Origin of the sequence: Sphingomonas sp. (assembly GCF_017304615.1) — a bacterium.
GTDB lineage: Bacteria > Pseudomonadota > Alphaproteobacteria > Sphingomonadales > Sphingomonadaceae > Sphingomonas.
Map to the genome: position 1 here is coordinate 150682 of NZ_JAFKLZ010000002.1, position 21524 is coordinate 172205.

General features: G+C 66.1%; 22 protein-coding genes. 7 read left to right on the forward strand and 15 right to left on the reverse strand.

What is annotated here, in order from left to right; all coding sequences use genetic code 11:
• Positions 1-23 precede the first annotated feature (23 nt).
• Positions 24-722, forward strand: coding sequence for an SDR family oxidoreductase (locus J0J06_RS08945; RefSeq protein ID WP_294041182.1), 699 nt, complete (start codon positions 24-26; stop codon positions 720-722).
• A complete protein-coding gene (locus J0J06_RS08950; protein WP_294041184.1) occupies positions 712-1659 on the forward strand; it encodes a 50S ribosomal protein L11 methyltransferase in 948 nt (315 codons plus the stop codon). The genes J0J06_RS08945 and J0J06_RS08950 overlap by 11 nt, the downstream gene beginning before the upstream one ends.
• Here the strand turns inward: J0J06_RS08950 and phhA are convergent.
• On the reverse strand, positions 1656-2522 hold the full coding sequence (phhA, locus tag J0J06_RS08955; protein ID WP_294041186.1) for a phenylalanine 4-monooxygenase: 867 nt from the start codon (positions 2520-2522) through the stop codon (positions 1656-1658). The two genes, J0J06_RS08950 and phhA, sit on opposite strands and share 4 nt — an antisense overlap.
• A 26-nt stretch (positions 2523-2548) precedes the next feature.
• Here phhA and J0J06_RS08960 point away from each other — a divergent pair, with 26 nt between their 5' ends.
• The 3 genes from J0J06_RS08960 to J0J06_RS08970 all read left to right on the forward strand — a co-directional run bounded on the left by J0J06_RS08960 (position 2549) and on the right by J0J06_RS08970 (position 4579).
• Positions 2549-3217: a TIGR02117 family protein gene (locus J0J06_RS08960; protein WP_294041187.1), complete on the forward strand. Its 669-nt coding sequence runs from the start codon at positions 2549-2551 to the stop codon at positions 3215-3217.
• A gap of 156 nt (positions 3218-3373) precedes the next feature.
• The gene (locus tag J0J06_RS08965) at positions 3374-3787 is read left to right on the forward strand and encodes a PEPxxWA-CTERM sorting domain-containing protein (protein WP_294041189.1); all 414 of its coding nucleotides are present in this window, start codon (positions 3374-3376) and stop codon (positions 3785-3787) included.
• A gap of 84 nt (positions 3788-3871) precedes the next feature.
• Positions 3872-4579 carry an alpha/beta hydrolase gene (locus J0J06_RS08970; RefSeq protein ID WP_294041191.1) on the forward strand — a complete coding sequence of 236 codons (708 nt, stop codon included), beginning with the start codon at positions 3872-3874 and terminating at the stop codon, positions 4577-4579.
• Here J0J06_RS08970 and J0J06_RS08975 read toward each other — a convergent pair.
• From J0J06_RS08975 to J0J06_RS09025, 11 genes are all read right to left on the reverse strand, one after another.
• Positions 4576-4860, reverse strand: a complete 285-nt coding sequence (locus tag J0J06_RS08975) for a hypothetical protein (RefSeq protein WP_294041193.1) — start codon at positions 4858-4860, stop codon at positions 4576-4578. The genes J0J06_RS08970 and J0J06_RS08975 overlap by 4 nt on opposite strands.
• An 11-nt stretch (positions 4861-4871) precedes the next feature.
• Positions 4872-5864 (reverse strand): glycerophosphodiester phosphodiesterase, encoded by a 993-nt coding sequence (locus tag J0J06_RS08980; RefSeq protein ID WP_294042445.1) that lies wholly within the window; start codon positions 5862-5864, stop codon positions 4872-4874.
• Between the two features lie 234 nt (positions 5865-6098).
• Positions 6099-8111, reverse strand: a complete 2013-nt coding sequence (locus J0J06_RS08985; RefSeq protein WP_294041195.1) for an acetyl/propionyl/methylcrotonyl-CoA carboxylase subunit alpha — start codon at positions 8109-8111, stop codon at positions 6099-6101.
• Positions 8112-8114: 3 nt separating this feature from the next.
• A complete protein-coding gene (locus tag J0J06_RS08990; protein WP_294041197.1) occupies positions 8115-8495 on the reverse strand; it encodes a hypothetical protein in 381 nt (126 codons plus the stop codon).
• 3 nt (positions 8496-8498) lie between these two features.
• Positions 8499-9491 carry a biotin synthase BioB gene (gene bioB / locus J0J06_RS08995; RefSeq protein WP_294042447.1) on the reverse strand — a complete coding sequence of 331 codons (993 nt, stop codon included), beginning with the start codon at positions 9489-9491 and terminating at the stop codon, positions 8499-8501.
• A gap of 5 nt (positions 9492-9496) precedes the next feature.
• Positions 9497-10039 (reverse strand): hypothetical protein, encoded by a 543-nt coding sequence (locus J0J06_RS09000; RefSeq protein WP_294041198.1) that lies wholly within the window; start codon positions 10037-10039, stop codon positions 9497-9499.
• Positions 10036-12174, reverse strand: a complete 2139-nt coding sequence (scpA, locus tag J0J06_RS09005) for a methylmalonyl-CoA mutase (RefSeq protein ID WP_294041200.1) — start codon at positions 12172-12174, stop codon at positions 10036-10038. Before scpA ends, J0J06_RS09000 begins: the two co-directional genes overlap by 4 nt.
• Positions 12175-12969: an enoyl-CoA hydratase-related protein gene (locus J0J06_RS09010; protein WP_294041202.1), complete on the reverse strand. Its 795-nt coding sequence runs from the start codon at positions 12967-12969 to the stop codon at positions 12175-12177. It lies immediately after the preceding gene.
• 9 nt (positions 12970-12978) lie between these two features.
• Complete coding sequence (gene mce / locus J0J06_RS09015) at positions 12979-13398, reverse strand: methylmalonyl-CoA epimerase (protein ID WP_294041204.1); 420 nt, start codon at positions 13396-13398, stop codon at positions 12979-12981.
• Positions 13395-13913: a hypothetical protein gene (locus tag J0J06_RS09020; protein WP_294041205.1), complete on the reverse strand. Its 519-nt coding sequence runs from the start codon at positions 13911-13913 to the stop codon at positions 13395-13397. The genes mce and J0J06_RS09020 overlap by 4 nt, the downstream gene beginning before the upstream one ends.
• Before the next feature lie 73 nt (positions 13914-13986).
• The gene (locus J0J06_RS09025) at positions 13987-15513 is read right to left on the reverse strand and encodes an acyl-CoA carboxylase subunit beta (protein ID WP_294041207.1); all 1527 of its coding nucleotides are present in this window, start codon (positions 15511-15513) and stop codon (positions 13987-13989) included.
• Positions 15514-15617: 104 nt separating this feature from the next.
• On the opposite strand from J0J06_RS09025, the gene J0J06_RS09030 reads away from it, so the two are divergent.
• Positions 15618-17012, forward strand: coding sequence for a short-chain fatty acyl-CoA regulator family protein (locus tag J0J06_RS09030; RefSeq protein WP_294041209.1), 1395 nt, complete (start codon positions 15618-15620; stop codon positions 17010-17012).
• Between the two features lie 152 nt (positions 17013-17164).
• Entirely contained in the window at positions 17165-17494 is a 330-nt protein-coding gene (locus J0J06_RS09035; RefSeq protein WP_294041211.1) for a hypothetical protein, read from the forward strand.
• 33 nt (positions 17495-17527) lie between these two features.
• Here J0J06_RS09035 and J0J06_RS09040 read toward each other — a convergent pair whose 3' ends face one another.
• The 3 genes from J0J06_RS09040 to J0J06_RS09050 form a co-directional block, all read right to left on the reverse strand.
• Entirely contained in the window at positions 17528-18559 is a 1032-nt protein-coding gene (locus tag J0J06_RS09040) for a cell wall hydrolase (protein WP_294041213.1), read from the reverse strand.
• 241 nt (positions 18560-18800) lie between these two features.
• Positions 18801-19130 (reverse strand): ATP-dependent Clp protease adapter ClpS, encoded by a 330-nt coding sequence (gene clpS, locus J0J06_RS09045; RefSeq protein ID WP_294042449.1) that lies wholly within the window; start codon positions 19128-19130, stop codon positions 18801-18803.
• Positions 19131-19243: 113 nt separating this feature from the next.
• Positions 19244-21352: a TonB-dependent receptor plug domain-containing protein gene (locus tag J0J06_RS09050; RefSeq protein WP_294041215.1), complete on the reverse strand. Its 2109-nt coding sequence runs from the start codon at positions 21350-21352 to the stop codon at positions 19244-19246.
• Positions 21353-21524: the final 172 nt, after the last annotated feature.

A 21524-nucleotide genomic window follows, 5' to 3' on the forward strand; every position in this document is an offset into this window, starting at 1 on the left:
TTCGGCGCGCTATTGCAGCGCGCATGACCAATATCCTCCTGACCGGCAGCAGCCGCGGGATCGGCGCGGCGATCGCGGCGGACCTGAACGCGACGCCCGACATCAGCTTCGTCGGCCATGGCACCGCGAGCGGCATTCCCGCCGATTTCGCCGATCCCGCCGGGCCACATTCGCTCTGGGACGCGGCGCTCAAAAAGCTCGGCACCATCGACGTGCTGATCAACAATGCCGGCGTGTTCGAGGCCAATCCGATCGACCTGGACGACGCCGCGTGGGTCGCCGGCTGGGAGCGGACAATGCGAATCAACCTGACCGCCAGCGCCGAACTGTGCCGCTTGGCGATCCGGCACTGGCAGGAGCGCGGGGTCGGGGGGCGGATCGTCAACGTCGCCAGCCGCGCCGCCTATCGTGGCGACAGCCCGGCGCATTGGCACTATGCCGCGTCGAAGGCGGGCATGGTCGCGATGACCAAGAGCATCGCGCGCGGCTATGCGGGCGGCGGCATTCTGGCGTTCGCGGTTTGCCCCGGCTTCACGATGACCGGGATGGCGGAAGATTATCTGGCAAGCCGCGGTGGCGACAAATTGCTCGCCGACATCCCGCTCGGCCGCGTTGCCGATCCTGAGGAAGTGGCCAACGCGGTTACCTATCTCGCGCTGAATGCGCCGCCCTCGATGACCGGAGCAGTGATCGACGTGAACGGGGCGAGCTATGTCCGCTGACGACAAGATCGACAGCTGGAAGACCAGTTTCCCCTGCACCCGGGCCGAGGCGGAGGCGATCGATGCCGGCGACATAGCGATCGACGCGGTGCTGATGACGACCGAGGAAGTCGAGGACGACCGCGAGCGTTGGCGGCTCGACGCCTATACCGAGATGGAGCCGGACGCGGCGATGATCGCGGCGCTGCGCACGCTGGTGCCGAGCGCGGCGGCGGTCGAACCCGTCATCGAGGCATTGTCGCCCGAGGATTGGGTGACGATGAGCCAGGAAGGGCTCGAGCCGATCGCCGAGGGGCGCTTCGTCGTCCATACCAGCGCACATCCGGTCGCCGTCCCGCCCGGCGGCCGCGCGTTCCTGATCGACGCGGGCCGCGCGTTCGGGACCGGACACCATGCAACGACGTCGGGTTGCCTCAAGGCGCTCGATGCGATGGCAGACCACGGCTTCGAGAATGTCATCGATATCGGCACGGGCACCGGACTGCTCGCTTTCGCCGCGCGGCACCTCTGGCCTCGGGCGACCATCACCGCGACCGACATCGATCCAGCCGCGATCGACGTGACGCGGGAGAATGCGGCGGCGAACGACGTGGCCGCGATCGACCTGATCGTCGCCGACGGCGCGCTCGACGATACGATTACCGCCAAGGCGCCCTATGACCTCGTCATCGCCAACGTCCTCGCGGGGCCACTCGTGTCGATGGCGCCCGAACTCGCCGCGATCGCGGCACCGCACGCGACGATCCTGCTCGCGGGGCTGCTCGAGACGCAGCGCGCGCAGGTGGTCGAGGCTTATACCGCGTGCGGCTGTGCGCTGACCGTCGCCGACGTGCGTGGCGACTGGACGATCCTGACGCTGACCGCGGGCGCGGAGCGCTACGTCCCGACCAGGCCGATCGATCCCAAGGGCCGCGACGGCTGGGCGCTGGACATCTAGGCTTTCGAGCGCGCGTAATCCTGCGTTCCAAGCGTCATCACGTCATCGCCCGGCACGATTGCCGCGACGGGGATGTCGGGCTGCGCCTTCAACGCTGCGTAGAGCGGGGCGAAATCGGTCTCGACAGTCGCGCGGAGGAGTTCGTCGAAGCTTGGGATGACGAAGTAATTCTGCTGGAAATCGTCGATCCGGTATTCGGTGCGCATCACCCGCGCCATGTCGAAGCCGATCCGGTTGGGGCTGGGGTCGTCGAGCGCGAACTGGCTTTCCGCGTAGCTCGACACGATGCCCGATCCGTAGATGCGCAACCCCTCCGGCTCCGCGATCAGGCCGAATTCGACCGTGTACCAATAGAGCCGGCCGAGATATTTGAGCGCGTCGTGCTCCATCGCGCGCAGCCCGCCTTTGCCGTACGCCTCCAGGTAATTGGCGAACACCGGGTCGGCGAGCATCGGGACGTGGCCGAACACGTCGTGGAACACGTCGGGTTCCTGGAGGTAGTCGAGCTGGTCGGGACGGCGGATGAAATTGCCCGCGACGAAGCGGCGATTGGCCATGTGATCGAAGAACACGTCGTCGGGGACGAGACCCGGGACGGCGACGACCTGCCATCCGGTCAGCGCCATCAAGCGGTCGGACAGTTCCGCGAAGTCGGGGATGCCGGGCTTGGACAGCTTGAGCACGTCGAGCCCGCGCAGATACGCTTCCGACGCGCGGCCGGGGAGCAATTTCGCCTGTCGCGCAAACAGCTTGTCCCAGGTGGCATGTTCTTCGGGCGTGTAGTGCGACCAGTCCTGCGGGATCGTCCAGTCGGCCGAGGCGCCGGGCGGCGGGGAATCGAGGACATGCGTTTCGGTTGCCATTGAAACCATCTATCACGGCCGTTGCGATGAACGAAATCTTCCGATGGATGGCACGATCGGCCCGCCGCGCCGGTATCGCCTTGCTTCTGCTGGTCGGCATCTACGCCACCGCGGGGATGATCGGCGGCAGCATTCCGGCCAACGCGTCATGGGTCCAGCCGACCGGGGGCGTGCGCATCTTCGTCGAGGATAACGGCATCCATACCGGGATCGTCATGCCGGTGTCGGCGGCGGGGGTGGAATGGCGCGGGGTCTTTCCGGCGAGCGATCTGGCCGACCCACGCTACGCGGGTTTCGACCATATCGCGGTCGGCTGGGGCGACCGCGCTTTCTATGTCGAGACGCCGACCTGGCGAGACCTCAGCCTCGTTACGGTGATGCGGGCAGCGGTCGGCAGCAGCCGCACCGTGCTGCACGTCGAGCATGTTCCCGCGCCGTCGGTAGGCCTTGGCGTGCGGGAGATCGTGCTGACACCGGAGCAATATCGGCGCCTCGCGGCATTCGTTCGGGATACGATCGGCCCCGGGGGCAAGGTAGCGAGCGGATACGGGCCCGACGACGCGTTCTACGATGCGCGCGGCACCTATAGCGCCATCGTGACCTGCAACGAATGGACCGGCCGCGCGCTGCGCCATGCCGGCGTGCGGGTCGGCGCGTGGACGCCGTTTCCCGTCACGGTGATGGGCTGGTTCTGACGCTTCGAAATCTCGAAATCGTCCCACCATGGGACGATCGGGACGTCTTTTGATTTGCTCGCGCGCGGACAGGGATTAGGTTAACAGAAGGTTAATGGATGGGGAATGCGAGACCGGGCGACCCCGGATCGCAACGTTTCGAATGGGGGATATTTGATGAAGCACCTTCTGGCCGCGGCGACGTTCACCGCCCTGCTCGCGGCAGCACCGGCGAGCGCGCAGGTCGCTTATGGCATGGTGCCCGGCGAAACCGCGACAGTCACCGGATTCTCCACCGGCGGCAACTGGCGCGACGCCGTGGTGATCTACGCGGGCAGCAATACGGGTTCGACCGTGCTCGACAATGCAATCGCACCGCTTACCACCGATGCCGGCGCGGCAACGCCGGCCGGTGTGTCGTTCGATCTGGGCGCAGGCAGCAGCAATGCCGGCTTGACCGGTTTCAGCGGTGGCTCCGACGCTGTCGTGCCCGTGCCGGAACCGGCGACCTGGGCGATGATGCTGGTCGGGTTCGGCGCGGTCGGGGGCATGCTGCGCAGCCGCCGCAAGGCGACGATCCGCTACGCCTGACCGGCCTGCAGGGTTACGACGAAGGGCGCTGCTCGAGAGAGCGGCGCCCTTTTCATTTGGACGCGACGGAGCGAGAATGCGCGCATGACCGCGCATGACCCGATCCTCGGCCCGCCGTCGAAAGCGCAATGGGCCGCCGAATTCCCCCGCATGCTCGGCACGATCGCGAGCATCCCCGGCGCATGGCCCGACCTAATGAAGGCGCCGCCGGGCGACGGACGCCCGATCATGCTGCTCCCCGGCCTGGTCAATTCGGACTGGTCGACCATGGTGATGAAGCGCTACCTCACCGCGCTCGGCTATCGCGTCGAGGGGTGGAAGCTGGGGCGCAACACGGGCGCGCGGGCAATCGGCGGCGAGGGCGAAAAACTGCTCGCGCGGTTGCGGCAATATCACGACGATGCGGGCGAGCCGGTGACGTTGATCGGCGTCAGCCTGGGCGGGATCATCGCGCGGTTCGCGGCGCATCGCGAGCCGGCGCTGGTGCGCGAAGTCATCACCGTCAGTTCACCCTTCGCCGGCGATCCGCGCGCGACCAATGTCTGGCGCGCGTTCGAATGGCTGTCCGGCGAGAAGATCGACAGTCCCGACGTGATGGCGCGACGCGCGGAGATCGCCGCCCCGCTGCCCGTTCCAACCGCCGCGATCTGGAGCGCGAGCGATGGGCTGGTCAACGGCGCCATCTGTCATGACGACCATGCCCGATCGATCGAAATCGTCAGTAGCCATATGGGCGTCCAGATGCACCCCGCCACACTGCGCGCGATTGCCGAGGTGCTGGGCGGGAACTAGCGGTTTCGCCGCGCCTCGTCGGCACGATAGCCGTCATACGGCCCGCAATTATCCGGGTCCTTCCGGCAGGACTTTTCCCAGGCACGGCGCTCGCGGCCTTCGCGTTCCTCGGCCTTGCGCATCTTCTTCCCATAATTGCGGTCGGCCTCGGACTGGCTGGTCGTGGTCCAGTCGACCGCCTTGCCGGCGACCTTGACGGGCGCGGTGACGACCGAGCCGACGGTCGAGAGGCACCCGCCGGTCAAAAGCGGCAACAGCGCGACAAGGGCGAACTTACGCATACAGGTCCGATCTATTTCCGGGCGCGGAAAGCCTCCCGCGCAGTCGCGCCAATTAGCGGAAAATCGGTGAAAAATCCATCTATGCCCGCCGCAAGCTGGCGTCGGATCGCCGTTTCGACATCGCCATGCGCCTTTGGATCGTCGCCGCGCTTGAGGCTGGCGGGGAGGAAGAAATTCTCCGCGCGGAAGGTCCAGACATGGACTCGCAACGCCGCGGCGTGCGCATCGGCGACGAGGGTGGTCGGCGTTCCCTCGCCCTTGTCGACCATGTCCTTGTTCGGCCCGATCCCCCAGGCATAGGCGGCGACCGCCTTAAGTCCCTCGGGCGTGATCATCGCTGCATAGCTCGGCGTCGCATTGTCGGCGGGGCCGCCGGCGCTGTCCATCAGCTGAATCAGGCGAATCTTCGTGAGCGTGTGCAGCAGCTTGAGGTTGTCGACCTCGAAGCTCTGGATGAACACCGGCGCGTCGGCCGAATCCCAACCCGCCGCCTTCAGCTCGGCGACGAGGTGCTTCTCCATCGGCAGGCCGATCGAGGCGAAGTAGCTCGGGTGCTTCGTCTCGGGATAGATGCCGATCGTGCGGCCCAGCTCCTTCGACCGTTTTTTCGCCAGCGCGATCACCTCCGCGAGCGTCGGGATCGTATAGAGGCCGTCATATTTCGCATTGCCTGGGCGAAGCTGCGGCAAGCGCTCCTTCGCGCGCAGCGTCTTCAGCTCGGCGAGCGTGAAGTCCTCCGTGAACCAGCCCGTATGCGCGACACCGTCGATCGTCTTGGTCGTCTTGCGCGCGGCAAACTCGGGATGGTCGGCGACGTCGGTCGTCCCGCTGATGTCGTTCTCGTGCCGCGCGACGAAGACATTGTCCCTGGTCAGCACCAGATCGGGCTCGATGAAGTCCGCGCCTTCGTCGATCGCGAATTCGTAGCTGGCGAGCGTGTGTTCGGGACGCTCGCCCGATGCGCCGCGATGGCCGATGACGATGGGCGGGGAAAGCGAGGGCATCCGCCTATCCTGCCCCGCCGATGCCCCCGACGCCAGCGCGATCAAGACGAGGGCAGCGACGAGCTTAGGCAATTTCATGAAGGCTCTCCCCGACAACGACCGAGCGCTAGTCGTGCATTGTGACGAGGCTGCGACCACTCCGCTTACGCCGCCTTTGCGAGCGAAGCGAAGCAATCCATTGCAACCTTGATGGATTGCCGCGTCGCCTTCGGCTCCTCGCAATGTCGAAGAAAGTTATTCCAACTCCAGGATCACTTGGTCGACCGCCAGGCTGTCGCCGGCCTTGGCCTCGACCGACTTGACCGTCGCGGCTTTCTCCGCGCGCAGGATATTCTCCATCTTCATCGCCTCGACCACCGCGAGCGGTTGGCCGGGCTGGACTTCGTCACCCACCCCGACGTCGAGCCGCACCAGCAGCCCGGGCATCGGCGCGATCAGGAATTTGGACAGATCGGGCGGGATCTTCTCGATCAAGTGATGCGCGAACGCCGCGACGCCGGTCGGCAGAACGCGGGCGATGTGGCTCGCGCCACGGGCGGTCAGCTTGAAGCCGGTGCGCGTGCGCGCAATGCGGACGGTCAGGTCGCTGTCGGCCAGTTCTGCGTGCACCACGCGATCGCCCGGCGTGTATTCGAGCGCGACCTCGTGCGGCGCGCCGTCGACGGTCACGCCGTCGGTCGAGATCGCAATATCGTGATCCACCCCGTCGATCCGCACCGTCCAACCCGAGGGCGGGCGCAGCCGCTTGCCGAGTTGGCCGTCGATCCGCCGCGCGCGGTCGGCCTCCGCCGTCGCCGCAAACGCCGCGATCGCCGCCAGCGATCTGAGTAATTCCGCCGACGCCGGCGCGCCGTGGAACCCGTCAGGATATTCCTCGGCAATGAACCCCGTCGTCAGCGCGCCGTCGCGGAAGCGCGGGTGCTGCATCAGCGCCGACAGGAAGTCGATATTGTTGCCCGGTCCCTCGATTTCGAACGCGTCGAGCGCGGCGATCTGCTCGTCGATCGCTTCCTCGCGGGTCGGCGCCCAGGTGATCAGCTTGGCGATCATCGGGTCGTAGAACATCGACACCTCGCCGCCCTCCGCCACGCCATCGTCGACGCGGACGTAAGCGTCGGTCGCGGTTTCGCCATAGGGCGTGTCCTCGCTCGCGGGCGGGTCGTAGCGCACCAGCCGGCCGATAGACGGCAGGAACCCGCGATACGGATCCTCGGCATAGACGCGGTTCTCGATCGCCCAGCCGTTGAGCTTCACGTCGTCCTGCGTCAGCGGCAGTTTCTCTCCGTACGCGACGCGAATCATCAGCTCGACCAGGTCGAGCCCCGTGATCGCCTCGGTCACCGGATGCTCTACCTGCAGCCGGGTGTTCATTTCGAGGAAGTAGAAGCCCTGGCCGGTGGTGTCGGCGCCCGACACGATCAGCTCGACCGTCCCCGCGGAATAATAACCGACCGCGCGGGCCAGCGCGACCGCCTGCTCGCCCATCGCCTTGCGCATCTCGGGCGTGACGAACGGCGACGGCGCTTCCTCGACCACCTTCTGGTGGCGGCGCTGGACGCTGCATTCGCGCTCGCCGAGATAGAGGATGTTGCCGTGCTGGTCGCCCATCACCTGGATTTCGATGTGGCGCGGGCTTTCGATGAACTTCTCGATGAAGACGCGGTCGTCGCCGAAGCTGGCGAGCCCCTCGCGCTTGGTCGCCTCGAACCCTTCGCGGACGTCCTGCTCGCTATAGGCCAGCCGCATCCCCTTGCCGCCGCCGCCGGCCGACGCCTTCATCATCACCGGATAGCCGATGTCGCCGGCGATCTTCACCGCCTCGTCGGTGTCGGCGATCTCGCCCAGGAAGCCGGGGACGACGTTGACGCCCGCGGCCTTGGCCAGCTTCTTCGATTCGATCTTGTCGCCCATCGCGGCGATGGCGTTGGGTGGAGGCCCGACGAACGCGATCCCCGCCTCGGCGCAGGCGCGCGCGAAGCTCTCGCGCTCCGACAGGAAACCGTAGCCGGGGTGGATGCAGTCCGCCCCGGTGATCTTCGCCGCGTCGAGGATCAGGTCGGCGAGCAGATAGCTCTCCGCGGCCGGCGGCGGGCCGAGCCGGACCGCTTCGTCCGCCATCAGCACGTGCGGGCTGCGCGCGTCGGCATCCGAATAGACCGCGACCGTTGCGATCCCCATCTTCTTGGCAGTGCGCATCACGCGACACGCAATCTCGCCGCGATTGGCGACCAGGATTTTCTTGAACATTAGCTATCCTATGAACTCATCGGGCCAAGCGGCTTCTTCGACCGACAACGCGACGGCTCGGTTATGAGCAAACCTGTAGATTTTCTTCGAAAGCGAACTGTCCGGAGCGACAGACGCGGCGTTGCGTAACGGCCCCAGTTCGGCATTTCCCAGCCATCGGCTCGCAAGCGTCAACTCACCGAGCTGGAAACGCACGATAGACCCTTGCTGGACGACTGATTCTATCTGTCCTCTGCCAACCAAGCCGCGCCCGCCCTGCTTTTCGGAGAACCAGACAAAGGCTTGGTCGCCAACGGCAGCAATCCCAGCTTTTGATTTGGGGGCTTCGATCAGAAGCGGAACTTCGGCGGTTTCTTGTGGTGGAACTTTAATCAGGACTGCCATGACCTACTCCGCCGCCTCCACCAGCCGCTGTTCCGCCGCCATCGGCGTCAGCCCGAGCTTCGCGAACAGCGCGGCGTCCTTGCCCTCGCCGGCATTGCCGGCGGTCAGTAGCTTTTCCCCGGTGAAGATCGAGTTCGCACCCGCCAGGAAACACAAAGTCTGCGCCGCGTCGCTCATGCTCTCGCGGCCCGCGCTCAGGCGCACCATGCTGTCCGGCATCGTGATCCGCGCGACCGCGACCGTGCGCACGAACTCGATATCGTCGATCTTCGCCAGCGGCGTGTCGGCGAGCATGTTGCCCAGAACCGTGCCCTTGACCGGCACCAAAGCATTGATCGGAACGCTTTCGGGATGCACCGGCAGGCTGGCCAGCGCGTGGATGAACCCGACCCGGTCGTCGCGCGTTTCGCCCATCCCGACGATCCCGCCGCAGCACACGTTGATCCCGGCGTCGCGGACATTCTCCAGCGTCTCGATCCGCTCCTCGAACGACCGCGTCGAGATGACGTTGGCGTAATTCTCCGGCGACGTATCGATGTTGTGATTGTAGTAGTCGAGCCCCGCCGCGGCGAGCGCGTCCGCCTGGCCCGGCGTCAGCATGCCGAGCGTCATGCAGGTTTCCATCCCCATCTGGCGCACGCCGCGCACCATTTCGGCGAGCGCAGGAATGTCTTTGTCCTTGGGGTTGCGCCACGCCGCCCCCATGCAGAAGCGGGTCGAGCCATTGTCGCGCGCCTGCGCCGCTGCTTGCAAGACGGCGCGGACGTCCATGAGCTTGGTGGCTTTCAGGCCGGTCTCGGCGCTGGCGGATTGCGAGCAATAGCCACAGTCTTCGGGACACCCGCCGGTCTTGATCGACAGCAAAGTGGAGAGCTGCACCTCGTTCGCCGCGTGATGCGTGCGGTGAACCTCAGCGGCGCGGAACACGAGCTCGGTGAAGGGCAGGTCGAACAGCGCCGCGATCTCGTCGCGTGTCCAGTGTCGATCGGGCAGCATCTGGCTCACTTCGTCGTCCTTCCGACGTTCGGCAGCCGATCCAGCGCGTACCATTGTGCCTGATGCGGCTGAGTGGCGGAGCCGACGAGCGTAATGCGATAACGGAACGGTGCGCCCTTCTCGGCCCAACCGATTTCAGCCTGGTCGTTCAAGACCTTGACCGCTACCGGATATCCGAGCTCGGCTTCGAGCGCCGGCTTCATCATTGCGGCAATTTGGCTGCCGCTGCGCGGTTGGATACTGCCGACCGACAACGCGCATTGCGCCGTGATCTGCTCGACACCTGGGCCGACTTCGAGCGCCAGAACCGCGCGGGTCGCGCGCCAGCGGAACGAGGTTGCCGACGGCGTGCTCGACGATTGCGGCTGATAGGCGAAGTCCGACCGCGCCACCGCTTTCTGCATGGACGGGACATCGAACCGGGGCCGCACGCAGACATCCAGGAATTCGGCGATCGTGCGTTCGGCTGACGATCCTTTCACGCGCGACTCTTCCGGCGCGCTCACCGTTTGACCAGCAAGAGCCAGCGACAGGATTAAGCCGATCACTCTGCCGCCTCGCTTTCGGGCGGCATGTTGTGGCCGAGCAGGCGGAGCACGTCTTCGGCTGCCTTGATGAGGTTCGTGCCGGGGCCGAAGATCGCCTGGACCCCGGCATCGCGGAGGAAGTCATAGTCCTGAGCGGGGATCACGCCGCCGGCGATGACCTTGATGTCGGCGCGGCCGGCGTCGCGGAGGTGGCCGATCAGTTCGGGGATCAGCGTCTTGTGCCCGGCGGCGAGGCTGGAGGCGCCGACCACGTCCACATCGCTTTCGAGCGCGAGGACGGCCGCTTCCTGCGGGGTCTGGAACAGCGGGCCGGGGACGACCTCGAAGCCGAGATCGCCGAACATGCTGCTGACCAGATTGGCCCCGCGGTCGTGGCCGTCCTGTCCCATCTTGGCGACGAGCATGCGCGGCTTGCGGCCAAGCCGGCGTTCGGTCGCGGCGACGCCCGCGAGCAGGTTATCCCACCGCGCGTCCTCGGCATAGGCACCGCCGTAAATCCCCTTTACCGGCGTCGGCACCGTGGCGTAGCGGCCGAACCCGGCCTCCATCGCCGACGAGATTTCGCCGAGCGTCGCGCGGGCGCGGGCGCACTCGACCGCGAGTTCGAGCAGGTTCGCGCTACCCGCCGCGCCGTCCTTGAGCGCCGTGAGCGCCGCCTGGCACGCCGCCTCGTCGCGGCCCGCCTTGACCTTTTTGATCCGCGCGATCTGCGCCTCGCGCACCGCGACGTTATCGACGTCGAGAATGTCGATCGGGTCCTCGTCGGCCTTGCGGTATTTGTTGACGCCGACGATCACGTCCTCGCCGCGATCGACGCGAGCGGCGCGTGCTGCGCTGGCTTCCTCGATCATCGCCTTGGGCCAGCCCGCGGCGACCGCCTTGGCCATGCCGCCCTCGCGCTCGACGCGCTCGATGATCTCCCACGCGCCGTCGACGAGTTGCTGCGTGAGCGCCTCGACATAATAACTGCCGCCGAGCGGATCGACGACCTTGGTCATCCCGGTCTCTTCCTGGATGACGATCTGGGTATTGCGCGCGATCCGGGCGGAGAAATCGGTCGGCAGCGCGATCGCTTCGTCGAGCGCATTGGTGTGGAGGCTTTGCGTCCCGCCCAGCATCGCCGCCATCGCCTCTATCGTCGTGCGCATGACGTTGTTGTACGGGTCCTGCTCGGTCAGCGAGACGCCTGACGTCTGGCAGTGCGTGCGCAACATCTTGCTGCGCTCATCCTTCGCGCCGAGTTGCGTCATCACGCGATGCCACAGGACGCGCGCCGCGCGCAGCTTCGCGACTTCCATGAAGAAGTTCATGCCGATCGCGAAGAAGAAGCTCAGCCGCCCGGCGAATTTGTCGATGTCGAGCCCGCTCGCGACGCCGTATTTCACATATTCCATGCCGTCGGCGATGGTGAAGGCGAGTTCCTGAAGCTGCGTCGCCCCCGCTTCCTGCATGTGATAGCCGCTGATCGAGATGCTATTGAACTTCGGCATCTCGCGCGACGTGTAACCGAAAATGTCCGAGATGATCCGCATGCTCGGTTCGGGCGGGTAGATGTAGGTGTTGCGGACCATGAACTCCTTGAGGATGTCGTTCTGGATGGTTCCGTCGAGCTGCGCGCGCGGCACGCCCTGTTCCTCGCCCGCGACGATGAAGAAGGCGAGGATAGGGATCACCGCGCCGTTCATCGTCATCGACACGCTCATCTGATCGAGCGGGATGCCGTCGAACAGGATCTTCATGTCGTCGATCGTGTCGATCGCGACCCCGGCCTTGCCGACATCGCCGGTGACGCGTGGATGGTCGCTGTCATAGCCGCGGTGCGTCGCGAGATCGAACGCCACTGACAGGCCCTTCTGCCCCGCCGCCAGGTTGCGGCGGTAGAAGGCGTTCGATTCCTCGGCGGTCGAGAAGCCGGCATATTGCCGGATCGTCCACGGACGGCCCGCATACATCGACGCGCGCACCCCGCGGGTGAACGGCGCGAAGCCCGGCAGGCCCGGATCGGTCGTCACATCCTCGGCCGTATAGAGCGGCTTGACCTCGATCCCTTCCGGCGTGTGCCACGTCAGGTCGGCGCCCTTCACCTCTTTCGCGGCAAGCGTCCGCCAGTCGTCGATCGTCGGTTTTTCGGTCATTCAGGCGCCCTTGAACTCGGCCTTGCGTTTCTGGAGGAAGGCCATGCCGCCCTCCATCGAATCCGCCGTCCCGCGCGCGGCGCGCTGGTTTTCGGCCTCGCGCAGCATCGCACCCTCATAGTCATCGGCAAGGCTCGCGTGGAGCTGGCGGCGCATCAGGCCCAGCGCCACGGTCGGCCCCGCCGCGAGCCGCTCGGCCAGGGCGAAGGCTTCGGCATCGAGCGCGTCGTCGCCGACGACCTTGTGGATCATCCCCCAGTCGAGCGCCTTCGCCGCCGGTACCCGCTCGCCGAGCATCATCATCTCGGTCGCGCGCGGACGGCCGATCAGCCGCGTCAGCATCCAGCTCGCGCCGCCGTCGGGGACCAGCCCGATATTGACGAACGCCTGGAGGAAATAGGCGGTCTCGCTCGCGACGCAGAAATCGGCGGCGAGCGCCAGGCTGCACCCGATCCCCGCCGCTGGCCCGCGCACCGCGGTGACCACCGGCACGCTCAAATCGGCGATCGCGGTCAGCGTCGGGTTATAGCTTCCGGTCAGCGCCTCGTAGGTCACCTGCCCCGGATCGAGTCCCTGCGTCGCGGCCGTCAGCGCCCCGCCGCCGACATCGGCGCCCGAGCAGAATGCCCGCCCCGCCCCTGCGATCAGCACCGCGCGCGCGCCGTCCAGGTTGGCCAGCGCCTGCGCGATCTCCACGAACATCGCGGGCGGCGCGGCGTTGAGCCGATCGGGGCGGTTGAGCGTGACCACCAGCACGTCGCCGCGCCGTTCGGTCAGGATGTGCTCGTAGGCCATCTTATCCTCTCAATGATCGCCCTTCGGCGTCTCCATGAACTCGGTCAGCACGCCGCCCATGTCCTTCGGGTGGACGAAAAAGATCAGCGTGCCGTGCGCGCCGATCCGCGGTTCGCCGAGCACCTTCGCGCCCTTCGCCTCGAACCACGCTTTGGCTTCGTGAATGTCGGGCACTTCGTAGCAGACATGATGTTGCCCGCCCGCCGGGTTCTTCGCGATGAACGCGGCGATCGGCGAGCTGGCGTCATAAGGCTCGATCAGCTCGACCTGCGTGTTGGGCGTATCGACGAAGCACACTTTCACGCCCTGCGCCGGCAGGTCGAACGGCTCACCGATCGCCGTCGCCCCCATCACGTCGCGATAGAACACGATCGAGTCGGCGATCGACGGTGTCGCTACCCCGACGTGATTGAGGCGGCCGAGCTTCATTTCTTCTTTGGTTCGATCCGCACCGGCGGCGTGCCGAGCGTGTAGCCGCAGGCCGCAAGCACCTTCGTCACCGGCTCGGCCGAGGGCGGGCCGGCGAAGCTCGCAGTGACCGGGTCGCCGGTCGCGGTCGTCGTCGCGAGCTTGATCACCTTGCCCTTCGCGAGCGCGGTGGTGATCGTCGTCACCGCCATGTCCTCACGGATATACGCGCCCTTCTCGACGAACTCCCAATTCGCGCCCATCGGCGTGCCGCCGTCGATCGTCAGCGTGACCGGGCGATCCGGCGGGCCGCCGAGCGGCGACTTGCTGAAGAACTGCACCGACACGACTTGCTGCGCACCCGAATCGCACCGCACCACCAATCGCCCGTTGCCATCGTCTGACGGCGTGCCCGCGACGGTCGAGGTCATGGTCGGGTCGGTCTTGGGCCGCAAAGTCACTGTCCACGGCGCGGGCGGCGGCGTGGCGGGAGCCGGCGTGGTTGCCTGGAGAAACAGCGAGAGAATGGAGATCATGACTGGCCTTTCCGACTGGGGAACGGGCGTTCTAGCGGGTTAGTGCGGCGGCGCAAATCCGATGGGCGATCCCTCACAGCGGGATGTTGTCATGCTTCTTCCAGGGATTCTCGAGCTGCTTGTTGCGCAGTTTCCGAAGCCCCAGCGCGACCCGCCGCCTGGTCGAGTGCGGCTGGATAACCTCGTCGATGAACCCCTTCGACGCGGCGACGAACGGGTTGGCGAAGCGCGCTTCATATTCGGCGGTGCGCTCGGCGATTTCCTCCGGCGTACGCCCGCGGAAGATGATCTCGACCGCGCCCTTCGCACCCATCACCGCGATCTCGGCGGTCGGCCAGGCGTAGTTGAGGTCGCCACGCAAATGCTTCGACGCCATGACGTCATAGGCACCGCCATAGGCCTTGCGCGTGATGACGGTGATCTTGGGCACGGTCGCCTCCGCATAGGCGAACAGCAGTTTCGCACCGTGCTTGATGATCCCGTTATGCTCCTGGCTCGTGCCGGGCAGGAATCCGGGGACATCGACGAAGGTGATGATCGGGATCTCGAACGCGTCGCAGAAGCGGACGAAGCGCGCGGCCTTCTTCGAGCTATTGATGTCCAGCACGCCCGCCAGCACCATCGGCTGGTTGGCGACGATGCCGACGGTCCGGCCCTCGATCCGGCCGAACCCGACGATGATGTTGCCGGCGTGCTTGGGCTGGACCTCGAAGAAATCGCCCTCGTCCACCGTCTTCCGGATCAGCTCGTGCATGTCGTAGGGTTGGTTGGCGCTCGCCGGGATCAGCGTATCGAGGCTGTCCTCGATCCGGTCCCACGGGTCGGCGGTCGGGCGCTCAGGCACGGCCTCGCGGTTCGAGGCGGGCAGGAAATCGACGAAGTCGCGCGCCGCAAGCAACGCCTCGATGTCGTCGTCGAACGCATTGTCGGCGACCGATGTCTTGGTGGTGTGCGTGACCGCGCCGCCCAAAGCCTCCTGCGTCACCACTTCGTTCGTGACCGTCTTCACCACGTCGGGGCCGGTGACGAACATGTACGAGCTATCCTTCACCATGAAGATGAAGTCGGTCATCGCCGGCGAATAGACCGCGCCGCCCGCGCATGGCCCCATGATGAGGCTGATCTGCGGCACCACACCCGACGCGAGCACGTTACGCTGGAACACTTCTGCATAGCCGCCGAGCGACGCCACACCCTCCTGGATGCGCGCGCCGCCGGAATCGTTGAGGCCGATCACCGGCGCGCCGATCTTCAGCGCCAGGTCCATGATCTTGCAGATCTTCTGCGCGTGCCGTTCCGACAGCGATCCGCCGAACACGGTGAAGTCCTGGCTGAACACGCAGACCAGCCGGCCGTTGATCGTGCCGGTCCCGGTCACCACGCCGTCGCCGGGGATGATCGTGTCCTGCATCCCGAAATCGACGCAATTATGCTCGACGAACATGTCGAGTTCCTCGAACGACCCTTCATCGAGCAGCACGTCCAGCCGCTCGCGCGCGGTCAGCTTGCCCTTGGCGTGCTGTGCGGCGATGCGTTTCTCGCCACCGCCCAGCCGTGCCGCGGCGCGCTTCTTTTCGAGTTCGGCGATGGTCGAGGACATGGCGGCTCCTGATGCGGATCGGGTCTCTTTCCTCTAGCAGCGCGCCACCGCAACTGTAATGTTGCAAACTTGTGCAACGTTAGTTTGCAAACTACACTCGCCGGATGAGCCAGGGACGCCGCATCTTCGCCGGACATCGCCTGCGCGCGCTGCGCCAGCGGCTGGGACTCAGCCAGCGCGCGCTCGCGGATCAGCTGGCGGTGTCGGTCAGTTATCTGTCGCAGATCGAGAATGGCGACCGGCCCATCACCCCGCTGGTGATGGTCGCGCTGGCTCGCGCCTTTCCCGCCGAGGGCGAAGCCATCGCCGCGGCTGACGAATCGATGCTGCTGGTCGATGCGATCGAGGCCTCGACCGACCCCAGCGTGCCCGATGCGCGGATCGACGAGGCGACGCTACGCCGCGGCGCCCAGCAACAGCCGCAACTGGCGCGCCGCATGATCGCGCTCCACGCCGCATTCCGCCGCTCGCAGGAACAGCTCCGCGCATTCGACGACCGGTTCGAAGCAGGCGCGGCGGAAGTCGCGCGGTTTCCATGGGAAGAAGTGCGCGACTGGTTCCACGCCGAGCGCAACTATATCGACCCGCTCGACCGCGCGGCGGAAGCGATCGCCGAGGAACTGGGCAACACGCCGAACGCGCTAGAGACGCGGTTGGCCGAGCGGTTCGGGATCACGGTGCGCGCCGACCGCGAGCTCGACGGACCGTTGCGTGCCTATGACCCGGACGCACGCGTGCTGCGGCTCGACCCGGCGCTTCCGGCCGCGAGCCGCTCCTTCGCGCTGGCGCACCAGCTTGGCCGGCTCGAGTTCGCCGAGCTTATCCACGACATCGCGAGCGACGGTCTGCCGTCCGATGCCGGACGCGCCTTGCTTGCCGCCGGTTTGGCCAATTACGCCGCGGGCGCGCTGATCATGCCCTATGCCCGGTTCCGCGCCACCGCCCGCGCGCTCCGCCACGACATCGACCGGCTCAGCCGCCGATTCGGCGCAAGCTTCGAGCAGACGTGCCACCGCCTCTCCACGCTACAGCGCCCCGGCGCAACCGGTATCCCGTTCTTCTTCTGCCGCGTCGACATGGCGGGCAACATCACCAAGCGACATTCCGCGACGCGTTTTCAGTTCGCGCGATTCGGCGGCGCGTGCCCGTTATGGGGCGTGCACGAGGCCGTCGCGATCCCCGATCGCATCGCCGTCCAGCTCGCCGAAACGCCCGACGGCACGCGCTACGTCGCGATCGCCAAGGGGCTGGTGAAGCCCTCGGGCAGCTTCACCCGCAGCCCCCGCCGCTACGCCGTGACACTCGGCTGCGAGGAAGCGCATGCCGCCGATTTCGTCTATGCCGATGGCCTCCACGCCGACGATCCGGCAACGCTGATCGGCGTATCGTGCCGCATCTGTCCCCGCGCCGACTGCGACCAGCGCGCCTTTCCGCCAGCCGCCAGCGAAATCCATATCGATCCCGACGCACGCGACCCGGTGCCTTATTCGTTCCGCTGAGATCGACAGCCGGGGTTCATCTACCTGAACGAACCTAGCTGACCTGCGACCAACGACGACATATTCGCGGCGCCCACGACACAGATCGGCGACAGGTCATACCCAGATTGCTCCTCGACCGGACGTATCGGTCGCCAAAAGGAGTTTGGACCATGAAGAAGCTGACTGTTCTACTGGCGGGCCTGGGCATGGCCGCCGCCACCCTCCCCTCGGTCGCCAGCGCGGCGCCGTGGAACAACATCTCGCAGCGCCAGGTCACGCTGAACGCGCGGATCGATCAGGGATTGCGCACCGGCGCGTTGACTCGCCCCGAGGCCATGCGGCTCAAGAGCCAGCTTCGCGATGTGGTCGGCCTCGAATATCGCTATGCCCGGTCGGGCGGCCGGATCGACGGCCGCGAGCGCGCCGACCTCGAGCGCCGCTACAATGCGATCAGCGCCCAGGTGCGGTTCGAGAAGCACGATCGCCAGCATCGCTGGTAAGCAGGGAGGGGCCGGGCAACCGGCCCCTTCCATTCACCGCAAGGGTTTGCCGGAGTCCTTCCAGCGATCGAGAACTTGGGAGTCGCCCGGCAGATTGTCCGCCTTCGCGACGCTGACGTCCTGATATTTGGGCTGGATGACCGACAATTCGGTTTTCACGGCCGGCGCGGCGCCAGGGATCAATGGCGTCGTGCCGGCCGCGAAACTGGTCGGGGGAGTAAGCGGCGCAAGCGGATCGATCTTGCGATACGGCCCCGGCATCGGCTCGCCGCCGCGATACCGCGCGTTGCTGAACGCCGCCGGCGTGCCCCAATAGCCTTTCCAGCGATGGAAGAAGTGTGCGCCGATCGCGTCGGTCATCACCAGGCTGCGGTTCCACGCCGGGGTCACGGCATAGGTGTGATAGTGCGTCGCGAGCCCCACCGCGCCCATGACGTAACCGTTGAGCGCCGCCGCCGCGATCCGCGTCGCGCGCGCCATCGCGGCGGCCGATCGCGGCCGCGCCATCGACCCGTCGCAGGCATAGCTGAACTGGCACCCGGTCGCGCGTTCGGACCCCTGATAGATCACCCCGCACACCGTCGCGGGAAAAGCCGGACTGCGCACGCGGTTGAGGATCACCTGCGCGACGGCGCGCTGACCGTCGTCGCTCTCCGACGCCGCTTCGTAATAGATCGCGGTCGCCAGGCAGTCGAGCGCGCGTCCGCGGTCGATCGCGCTCGCGCCGGCCATCGAGAAGGGCTGCGCCGGCTTCACCGTGCCGTCGAGATCGGGGGTCAGCACCACGTTGGCCGGGATCGCGAGCTTGCTGATGTCGATCGTGCCGGTCGTGCCGACCGTGGGCGCGGCTCCTTCATCAGCGACGTAGAGCGCGGCGGCGCCGGGGAAATGATCCTCGCTCTCGTACCCGATCGGCGGGAGCGACGGGGCGGCCTTGGGGGCAGGTGGCGCGTAATAAGCGACCACCGCGGCCTTGGCTGACACCGCGAGCACAGGCACGCCGATCAGCAACGCGAACAGCGCCGCGCGGCTCCGCCGAATCGTCGATATGCGCCAATTGGTCATCGGGGCCCCAGCCGGGTCGATCCCGGCGCAGGAGCGCCTAGCGCAGAAAGCTTACCAGATCGCGGGCGATTTTGGGCGTGTCCCGCGGCGAAACGATTGATGGTTAACGCAAGATTTGCGGATCGCGAAGGTGACTGGCCCGCCAGCGAAGTGAATTCGCTGGCGTCGGACGGTCGGCGCTGCCAACCGCCGGCCGGCCTGATCGCTGTCAGCGATTAGCGCACGCTAATCGCGTCGCGGCTCAGGCCTTCTCCAGCGTGCATTGCAGCGGATGCTGGTTCTGCCGTGCGAAATCCATCACTTGGCTGACCTTGGTCTCCGCGACTTCGTAGGTGAATACGCCGCACACGCCGACGCCCTTCTGGTGGACGTGGAACATCACCCGCGTCGCTTCCTCCACCGACATGCGGAAGAATTGCTGGAGACACAGAACGACGAATTCCATCGGCGTGTAGTCGTCGTTGAGCATCAGCACGCGATACGGCGTCGGCTGCTTGGTCTTGCTGCGGGTCCGCGTCGCGATCCCGACGCCGGTGCCCTCGTCGTCGGAACGATCGGGCGGCAGGGCCATATGGGTGTTAGGAAAATCGCGCATCTCGAACGCGGAAATATGGCATTGGCCCCCTCAAGGGCAAGGGGTGGCGGATGCATTAACCCCGCTTTTGGTCGTGTTGGACGATCGCGCTAGAATGTTCCCTTCACTGACAAGGCGATGATCGGGCCGATCAACTGGTTGTGCTGCTCGCGGAACGACAGCGGCGAGATGGTGCGGTAACCGGTGTAGACGAAGCGATCCAGGCGGTGACGCGCGTTGAGCAGGTTTAGCACCGTAAGCCGCACCGTCATCCCGGCCAGGTCCTTGCGCTCGATAAAACTGCTCAGCCACCACGGGCCTTCCCAGCTGCGCTGCACCTGGGTCGGGTAATAGGATTTGTTGAAATGGTCGTAGGACGCCTCCGCCCCCCAGGCGAAGCGGCTGCGCGGCACATCCTGGCGGAACGCAAAGTCCAGCCACACATCGTGGTTGCCGCTGATCGACCGCTCGACACCGGTCAGCGGGTCGGCCACGCGCGTGCGTTCGATCCCCATCGTCGCGTCGAGCTTCGCGCCGCGCCAACCCAGCGGATCGAATTGCAGCGTGCTGGTGCTGACGATGCCATAGCGTGTCGCGCGCGGCAGGTTGCCGACGCCCTCGTCGCTGGTCCCGATCGGAACGATGTCGATGATGTCGGTGATACGATGAGCATAACCGCGCAGCCGCGTCTTGCCCCACTTGCCGAGTTCACGCCCTACTTCGCCTTCCAGTTCCCAGCTTTGGGGCGGCACCAGTTCGGGGTTGCCGGCATTCTGACGATCCTGGCTGAGGTTCGGTTGCGACAGGAAATCGTAGAAGCTGATCTGGCCGACCCGTCGGCTTAGCTTCAGGGTCGCATCCCAGCCTGGCGACGGCCGCCAGCCGAGCGAAATGCTGCCCTTGGGCCGGAAGAACTTGCGCGGTGCCAGGTTGCCGTCGACGCGCGCCAGCGTGCTCTGTTCTGCTCCGAGCACGACCTGCAGGTCGAGCTTGGTATTGAGCGGCCGGCTGAACGTCGCGGTGCCCTCGTATCGGGTTTCCTCGACCTTGCCCGATCCGCCGGGGAACGGCACCGGCTCGAAGCTGCCGGTCGGCGACAGATTGGCTAGCGACCCGCGCTGATCGAGCGAATTATAGGCGCGCTCGAACGCCAGTTGCCAGGCGTTCCTGCCGGTCTTCCACGAATATTCGGCGCGGCCGACCGTCTCGCCGATATACGAGTTGCGACCGTAAAGGATGCCGGTATCGGGCGCGCCGCTGTCGAAGGTCGTGACCTGCTTTTGATAAAGCGGCTCGTGATCGAAATGCCGCACGCCGATCAGCTTGAGCCGCCCCGGCCCGAGTCGGAAGTCATAGTCGCCGCTGATGTCGTAGTAGAAACCCTTGAGCGTGTTGCGGATCACCCGGTCGCGATTGTCGCCGTCGGTGCGCACACGGCGATCGCCGTTATATGTCGGGTTCCAATAGGGCGTGGCGGACAGTGTCAGATTGCCCTTGGAAGAGCCCGGTCCGCGGAATGCCAGCTTGGCCCTGACCGTCACAAGGTCCGATTCGCTGTGATAGATCTGGTAGCGCCGCTCGATCAGCGCGCCAGTCGCGTCGGTGATCAGCACCGGCCCGCCGAACCCGCCGCGCCCGGTGTCGTCCACCACCGACAGTGTATAATCGAGCCAGTCGAGCTTGCCCGAATAGCTGATCGACCCGCTAATCGGCCGCGCTCGCGCGAAGTGGGGGCGGAAATCGGGGGTCCATTCGAACTGGCCCTTGCCGCCGCCAGCCTTGACGATGACGTTGGCGACCTGGCCGACCAGCCCGGCGATGCCCAGGCTGGAGGCGTCGACCAGTTCGATCCGTTCGACATTGACGGCAGGAACGTTGCGCAGTTCGGCGACGGCACCGCCCGATTTGTTGGCGACGCGTTCGCCGTTGATCAGTACATTCTCCGACGCCTGGCCGAGGCCGCGATCATCCGTGTCGACGCTCTTGATCGTGAAGCCCGGCAGCTGGGTGAGCATGTCGTACGCGGTCTGCGGCGCGAAGCGGGCGAAGTCGGCGGGCAAATAGATCCGCTTCGCGGTGGCATCCGATACCGGCCGGGGCGCCGGCGCGACCGCGGGGCCGGAGGACGGCGCGGATTGAGCACGGGCAAGGTCGGGCAGGACCAATGCGACGCCGGCGAGCAAAGCCGCCCGCAAGCGAAAGACAAACTGACGCGACATTGACCACACCCTCCCGCACACGCCATCGCATGCAATGACTACATTTGTAGTCAACGGAGAGCTTCAGTCAAGCTGTCTTATTTCTATAGCACACAAAATGTGGGCGGCAACGGCTATCGGCCTGACCGCTTCGACAAGAAAAAAGGCGACCGCCGGATGTCCGGCGACCGCC

Excerpts from the sequence above, each read along its gene's own strand:
- J0J06_RS08980 (WP_294042445.1), bottom strand. The coding sequence starts at position 5,864 with ATGCCCTCGCTTTCCCCGCCCATCGTCATCGGCCATCGCGGCGCATCG.
- J0J06_RS09050 (WP_294041215.1), bottom strand. The coding sequence starts at position 21,352 with ATGTCGCGTCAGTTTGTCTTTCGCTTGCGGGCGGCTTTGCTCGCCGGC.
- clpS (WP_294042449.1), bottom strand. The coding sequence starts at position 19,130 with ATGGCCCTGCCGCCCGATCGTTCCGACGACGAGGGCACCGGCGTCGGG.
- J0J06_RS08965 (WP_294041189.1), top strand. The coding sequence starts at position 3,374 with ATGAAGCACCTTCTGGCCGCGGCGACGTTCACCGCCCTGCTCGCGGCA.
- J0J06_RS08945 (WP_294041182.1), top strand. The coding sequence starts at position 24 with ATGACCAATATCCTCCTGACCGGCAGCAGCCGCGGGATCGGCGCGGCG.
- J0J06_RS09020 (WP_294041205.1), bottom strand. The coding sequence starts at position 13,913 with ATGATCTCCATTCTCTCGCTGTTTCTCCAGGCAACCACGCCGGCTCCC.
- J0J06_RS09010 (WP_294041202.1), bottom strand. The coding sequence starts at position 12,969 with ATGGCCTACGAGCACATCCTGACCGAACGGCGCGGCGACGTGCTGGTG.
- J0J06_RS09025 (WP_294041207.1), bottom strand. The coding sequence starts at position 15,513 with ATGTCCTCGACCATCGCCGAACTCGAAAAGAAGCGCGCCGCGGCACGG.
- J0J06_RS09030 (WP_294041209.1), top strand. The coding sequence starts at position 15,618 with ATGAGCCAGGGACGCCGCATCTTCGCCGGACATCGCCTGCGCGCGCTG.
- J0J06_RS08950 (WP_294041184.1), top strand. The coding sequence starts at position 712 with ATGTCCGCTGACGACAAGATCGACAGCTGGAAGACCAGTTTCCCCTGC.
- J0J06_RS08985 (WP_294041195.1), bottom strand. The coding sequence starts at position 8,111 with ATGTTCAAGAAAATCCTGGTCGCCAATCGCGGCGAGATTGCGTGTCGC.
- scpA (WP_294041200.1), bottom strand. The coding sequence starts at position 12,174 with ATGACCGAAAAACCGACGATCGACGACTGGCGGACGCTTGCCGCGAAA.
- J0J06_RS08960 (WP_294041187.1), top strand. The coding sequence starts at position 2,549 with ATGAACGAAATCTTCCGATGGATGGCACGATCGGCCCGCCGCGCCGGT.
- J0J06_RS08970 (WP_294041191.1), top strand. The coding sequence starts at position 3,872 with ATGACCGCGCATGACCCGATCCTCGGCCCGCCGTCGAAAGCGCAATGG.
- J0J06_RS09035 (WP_294041211.1), top strand. The coding sequence starts at position 17,165 with ATGAAGAAGCTGACTGTTCTACTGGCGGGCCTGGGCATGGCCGCCGCC.
- phhA (WP_294041186.1), bottom strand. The coding sequence starts at position 2,522 with ATGGCAACCGAAACGCATGTCCTCGATTCCCCGCCGCCCGGCGCCTCG.
- J0J06_RS08975 (WP_294041193.1), bottom strand. The coding sequence starts at position 4,860 with ATGCGTAAGTTCGCCCTTGTCGCGCTGTTGCCGCTTTTGACCGGCGGG.
- bioB (WP_294042447.1), bottom strand. The coding sequence starts at position 9,491 with ATGCTGCCCGATCGACACTGGACACGCGACGAGATCGCGGCGCTGTTC.
- mce (WP_294041204.1), bottom strand. The coding sequence starts at position 13,398 with ATGAAGCTCGGCCGCCTCAATCACGTCGGGGTAGCGACACCGTCGATC.
- J0J06_RS09040 (WP_294041213.1), bottom strand. The coding sequence starts at position 18,559 with ATGACCAATTGGCGCATATCGACGATTCGGCGGAGCCGCGCGGCGCTG.
- J0J06_RS08990 (WP_294041197.1), bottom strand. The coding sequence starts at position 8,495 with ATGGCAGTCCTGATTAAAGTTCCACCACAAGAAACCGCCGAAGTTCCG.